Source organism: Streptomyces sp. NPDC048269 (assembly GCF_040652395.1).
Classification (GTDB): Bacteria; Actinomycetota; Actinomycetes; order Streptomycetales; family Streptomycetaceae; genus Streptomyces.
Genome location: NZ_JBEZLW010000109.1, coordinates 1 through 4,152, shown reverse-complemented (window position 1 = coordinate 4,152; position 4,152 = coordinate 1). Strand labels below are relative to the sequence as shown.

The 4,152-nt window shown below is 68.4% G+C and carries 5 protein-coding genes and 2 pseudogenes; 4 read left to right on the top strand and 3 right to left on the bottom strand.

Features of this window, described 5'->3' with window-relative positions; genetic code table 11:
- Window positions 1-167 precede the first annotated feature (167 nt).
- The 3 genes and pseudogenes from AB0D48_RS37230 (at window position 168) to AB0D48_RS37220 (ending at window position 2,239) form a co-directional block, all read left to right on the top strand.
- Window positions 168-1,147 (top strand): annotated as a pseudogene (locus AB0D48_RS37230) (IS5 family transposase).
- A gap of 72 nt (window positions 1,148-1,219) precedes the next feature.
- Window positions 1,220-1,684, top strand: a complete 465-nt coding sequence (locus tag AB0D48_RS37225) for a hypothetical protein (RefSeq protein WP_362407752.1) — start codon at window positions 1,220-1,222, stop codon at window positions 1,682-1,684.
- Window positions 1,685-1,798: 114 nt separating this feature from the next.
- Window positions 1,799-2,239 (top strand): helix-turn-helix transcriptional regulator, encoded by a 441-nt coding sequence (locus AB0D48_RS37220; RefSeq protein ID WP_362407749.1) that lies wholly within the window; start codon window positions 1,799-1,801, stop codon window positions 2,237-2,239.
- A gap of 86 nt (window positions 2,240-2,325) precedes the next feature.
- Here AB0D48_RS37220 and AB0D48_RS37215 read toward each other — a convergent pair whose 3' ends face one another.
- Together AB0D48_RS37215 and AB0D48_RS37210 are read right to left on the bottom strand one after the other, a co-directional pair.
- Window positions 2,326-2,928 (bottom strand): ATP-dependent Clp protease proteolytic subunit, encoded by a 603-nt coding sequence (locus AB0D48_RS37215; RefSeq protein WP_362407746.1) that lies wholly within the window; start codon window positions 2,926-2,928, stop codon window positions 2,326-2,328.
- A 1-nt stretch (window position 2,929) separates the two neighbouring features.
- Window positions 2,930-3,568 (bottom strand): ATP-dependent Clp protease proteolytic subunit, encoded by a 639-nt coding sequence (locus tag AB0D48_RS37210; protein ID WP_362407743.1) that lies wholly within the window; start codon window positions 3,566-3,568, stop codon window positions 2,930-2,932.
- A gap of 285 nt (window positions 3,569-3,853) precedes the next feature.
- Here AB0D48_RS37210 and AB0D48_RS37205 point away from each other — a divergent pair.
- Window positions 3,854-3,982 (top strand): annotated as a pseudogene (locus AB0D48_RS37205) (hypothetical protein); the annotation flags it as partial.
- Between the two features lie 9 nt (window positions 3,983-3,991).
- Here AB0D48_RS37205 and AB0D48_RS37200 read toward each other — a convergent pair.
- A partial coding sequence (locus tag AB0D48_RS37200) for a transposase (protein ID WP_362407755.1) occupies window positions 3,992-4,152 on the bottom strand: 161 nt, incomplete at its 5' end.

Genomic DNA, 4,152 nt, shown 5'->3' with positions numbered 1-4,152 from the left:
AGCCCACAACCGGGCATCCCCAAGTTCCCCACCCATTTCCTGACCAACGACCGACCTGCCCAACCGTCACGGCAAGCACCGTTGCAGTACTAGGGCCTGTGTGGTGTCGTGATCAGTTGCTGGGTTTTGCCTTCTCTGTGGGGCGGAACCCGGTAGGAACATTGGTCGTGACGCGTTGGCAACTCACCAATGCTCAGTGGAAGTTCATCGAGCCGTACCTGCCGATCGGCAGGTACGGCCCGTACCCCGAGCGGCTGGGGGAACAGTTCGAGGGGGTGATCTGGCGGTTCCGTTCCAGCGGCCAGTGGCGGGAGATGCCTGCCGAGTTCGGTCCCTGGGCCACCGTCTACGGGCGTTTCCGGGTCTGGCGCAACGCCGGCGTATTCTCCGCGCTGCTGGAAGGCGTGATCGCCGAGGCCGCCCGCGCAGAGAGAACCGACTTGTCGCTGGTCAGCGTGGATTCCACAACGGTCCGCGTCCACCACGACGCAGCCGGGATGCGCGTTGGCAAGGGCCTCATGGAGGCCCTGGAAGAGGCTGCGCGGGAACAGGAGGGGGCCCGGCAAAAAGGGGCGGACCGGAGGAACAGAACGGACAGGCCGAGCGTCGGCGCGTCCGACGCCGACGCAAGCTCCGTCTGAAGGAAGCTCTGCTCGGCAGGTCCCGTGGCGGACTGACCAGCAAGATTCATCTCGCCTCGGACCGCAGATGCCGTCCGCTCGCGTTCGTCCTGACCGCCGGACAGGCCGCGGACAGCCCGCAATTCATGCCCGTGCTCGAGAAGGTGCGGGTCCGTCTGCCGGTCGGCCGTCCCCGCACCAGGCCCGGCGCGGTCGCCGGCGACAAGGCCTACTCATCCCGCGGCAACCGCGCCTACCTGCGCAAACGCGGAATCAAGGCCGTCATCCCGGAGAAGAAGGACCAAGCCGCCCACCGGAAGAAGAAGGGCGCGAGAGGCGGCCGGCCCGTCAGCTACGACGCCGATCTCTACAAGGAACGGAACACCGTCGAACGCCTGATCAACAAACTGAAGGCCTGGCGCGGCATCGCCACCCGCTACGACAAGGCGCCCGAGAGCTACCTCGCCGGCCTCCACCTCCGCGCCGCAATGATCTGGATCGACGACCTCCTGAAAGCCGCCGACTGATCACAACATCACACAGGCCCTAGAGGCGAATCGGTGTGGCCCGTTGGGCAGCTCGGCTGGGAGGGTGGGTGCATGAGTGATCTCGATGTGACGCCAGCTCCGCCCGGCCGTGTGGAGGTGGCTGCTCAGTGGCATGCACTGGCGCAGGGGGAGGTGACCCGCGAAGCGATGCATGCGTGGGCGGTTCCATGGGTGGAGGGCGAAGGAGCGCTCGCTGACTTCGAGGACCCTTTGGTCGAAACGGCCCTGCAGCACCTGCACGGTTTCGACCTCTGCCAGGATCCAGGCCGTCCCGGTGTCGTCTGGCACGGCACGTCGGGTGAGGGCGAGTGGTACCACTCGCTCGATGACATCACCGGCGGCCTCATCCGGTGGCAGGAGAACTGCGCTCTCTACGATGCTGATCCGCAGGGCTGGCTCCACATGGTGCGTGAGCGGGCACGGGCGTCATCCAGACTGAGGAAGCGAAACACAGGCAATGTTGACCGCTCGGGCAGGCGCTGTGGTCACGACCGGATCCAAATGACGAGTGAGTGACGGTGCCGAGGAAGACGTAGCTGCGCTTGGCGTAGCGCATGGCCACTGCGCGGCTTCACCCAGGGCAGAAGGCTACTCCCTTCCCCCCGCGCCCCGGATCCCTAGGGTGTGGGGGTGAGCACTCATGCGCCGAACGAGTCCCGCGTCATCTCCCTGCGCCCGCAGGCCCCGTCGCCTGGTTCCAGCGGGTCGGCCGGCGCCCCGCGGCGACCCGTGGGGGGTCCACAGCCACGCGCGCCGAGGGAGCCCCTGTGGCGTGACCTCGTCGGCGACGTGCTGCGGCGCGAGCGGCTCGCCCAGGAGCGCACGCTGAAGGACGTCTCGGAGGCGGCCCGGATCTCGATGCCGTACCTGTCGGAGGTGGAGCGCGGACGCAAGGAGGCATCCTCCGAGGTGCTCGCGGCCGCCGCCCAGGCCCTCGGGCTCGGCCTCGCCGACCTGCTGCTGCTCGCCGGTGACGAGCTGGCCCGGCACGCCCGGAGCCGGGTGGTCCGGGGCCGCACGTCACCCGCGTCGCCCACGGCGCAGTACGACGGCTTCTGCCTCGCCGCCTGACCGGACCGGGCCCACGGGCCGGTACGACGGGGCGCGCCCCCGCCGTACCGGCCGGCTCGCCGGCCCTCGGCCACGGCCGCGCGGGCTCAGACGAACGCGAACCGTCGGCTCAGCACCTCGTCGGCGAGCCCGTAGGCCACCGCCTCCTCGGCGGTGAACACCTTCTCCCGGTCCATGTCCACGCGCAGCGTCGCCACGTCGTGGTGTGTGTGCCGGGACAGGACCTCCTCCACCTGCGAGCGGATGCGGACCATCTCCTTGGCCGCGAGGCTAAGGTCGGAGACCGTCCCCTGCCGGCCGCCGCTGGCCGGTTGCCCGAGCAGCACCCGCGCGTGCCGGAGCACGAACCGGCGCCCGGGATCTCCGCCCGCCAGCAGCACCGCCGCCGTCGACGCCGCCTGACCGACACAGAAGGTGGAGATCGGCGCCTGCACGAACGTCATCGTGTCGTAGATCGCCATCAGCGAAGTGAACGATCCGCCGGGCGAGTTGAGATAGATCGAGATCTCCTGCTCCGGGCTCGCCGACTCCAGGTGAAGGAGCTGCGCGATGACCACGTTGGCGACCCCGTCGTCGATCTCGGTGCCGAGGAAGATGATCCGCTCGTTCAGCAGCCGGCTGAAGACGTCGTAGGACCGTTCGCCCTGCGCGGTCCGCTCGATCACGTAGGGAACCGTGTACGACCCCATGTCACAGCCCCGTCCGTCGGCGCGGCGTGGCCGGGCGGATGTCGGCGAGCGACTCCACCACCCGGTCCACCATCCCGTACTCCCTGGCCTGTTCGGCCGTGAACCAGCGGTCCCGGTCGCCGTCCCGCGCGATCGTCTCCTCGCTCTGCCCAGTGTGCTGGGCGGTGATCCGCTCGACGGCCTTCTTGGTGAACTGGAGGTTCTCCGCCTGGATCTCGATGTCCGCGGCGGTACCGCCGATTCCCGCCGAGGGCTGGTGCATCATGATCCGCGCGTTCGGCAGCGCGAACCGCTTGCCGGGCGTCCCCACGGTGAGCAGGAACTGGCCCATGCTGGCGGCGAAGCCCATCGCCAGCGTCGAGATGTCGTTCGGGATGAGCCGCATCGTGTCGTAGATGGCGAGACCCGCGGTGACCGACCCGCCGGGGCTGTTGACGTAAAGGCTGATGTCGGAGCGCGGGTCCTGCGCCGACAGCAGCAGCAGCAGCGCGCACACCCGGTTGGCCGACACCTCGTCGACCTGGGTGCCGAGGAGGACGATCCGCTGGTCGAGCAGCCTTGCCGCGAGGTGGTCGTCGAAGTGGCCGGGCGGTGTGTCGCCCTCCTCCGCGCGGGGCGCGAGCATGGTGAGGGGAGTCATCTCTTCTCCTTGTCGAGGCGGGATGCCGTCGACTCCACTCTTGACCCCGGGAACCCCCCCAAACGTCGTTCCTCTGCCCCCGGCAGATCCGCCACGGGCGGACACGACGTCACGGCACTGGTAGTCGAACCTGATCAGCTCCTTACCCGTGCTGGAGTCGAACGGTCTGCTCCACGTCTTCAGCACCAGATCAACGGCGGGTAGGGGAGCGCGGCCCAGCCCTTCCCTTCCGCGATCCGTCGCCGAACCCGGTTTACGGCGTCTTCGCGTGCTTCAAGAGAGACCGCCTGGCGCGGGGGCATGGTCGCCGGCGGCTACCGACCCGGCCGCTACGACGCTATCGGCGCCCTGGTCTGCCTCGCAGGCATCGCTGTGATCATGTACGCCCCCCCGCTCGCACTGACTCCGCTCTAGGCAGTGTCTTCAAAGGGGCTTTAGCCAGAGGAACAGGGATGCGATGGTGACGGCTGCCTGGTAGGACTCGCGGGTTTTGTCGTAGCGAGTGGCGATCGCGCGGAACTGTTTCAGACGGTTGAAGCAGCGTTCGACGACGTTGCGCTTCTTGTAGAGGAGTTTGTCGAAGG

Excerpts from the sequence above, each read along its gene's own strand:
- AB0D48_RS37225 (WP_362407752.1), top strand. The coding sequence starts at position 1,220 with ATGAGTGATCTCGATGTGACGCCAGCTCCGCCCGGCCGTGTGGAGGTG.
- AB0D48_RS37210 (WP_362407743.1), bottom strand. The coding sequence starts at position 3,568 with ATGACTCCCCTCACCATGCTCGCGCCCCGCGCGGAGGAGGGCGACACA.
- AB0D48_RS37215 (WP_362407746.1), bottom strand. The coding sequence starts at position 2,928 with ATGGGGTCGTACACGGTTCCCTACGTGATCGAGCGGACCGCGCAGGGC.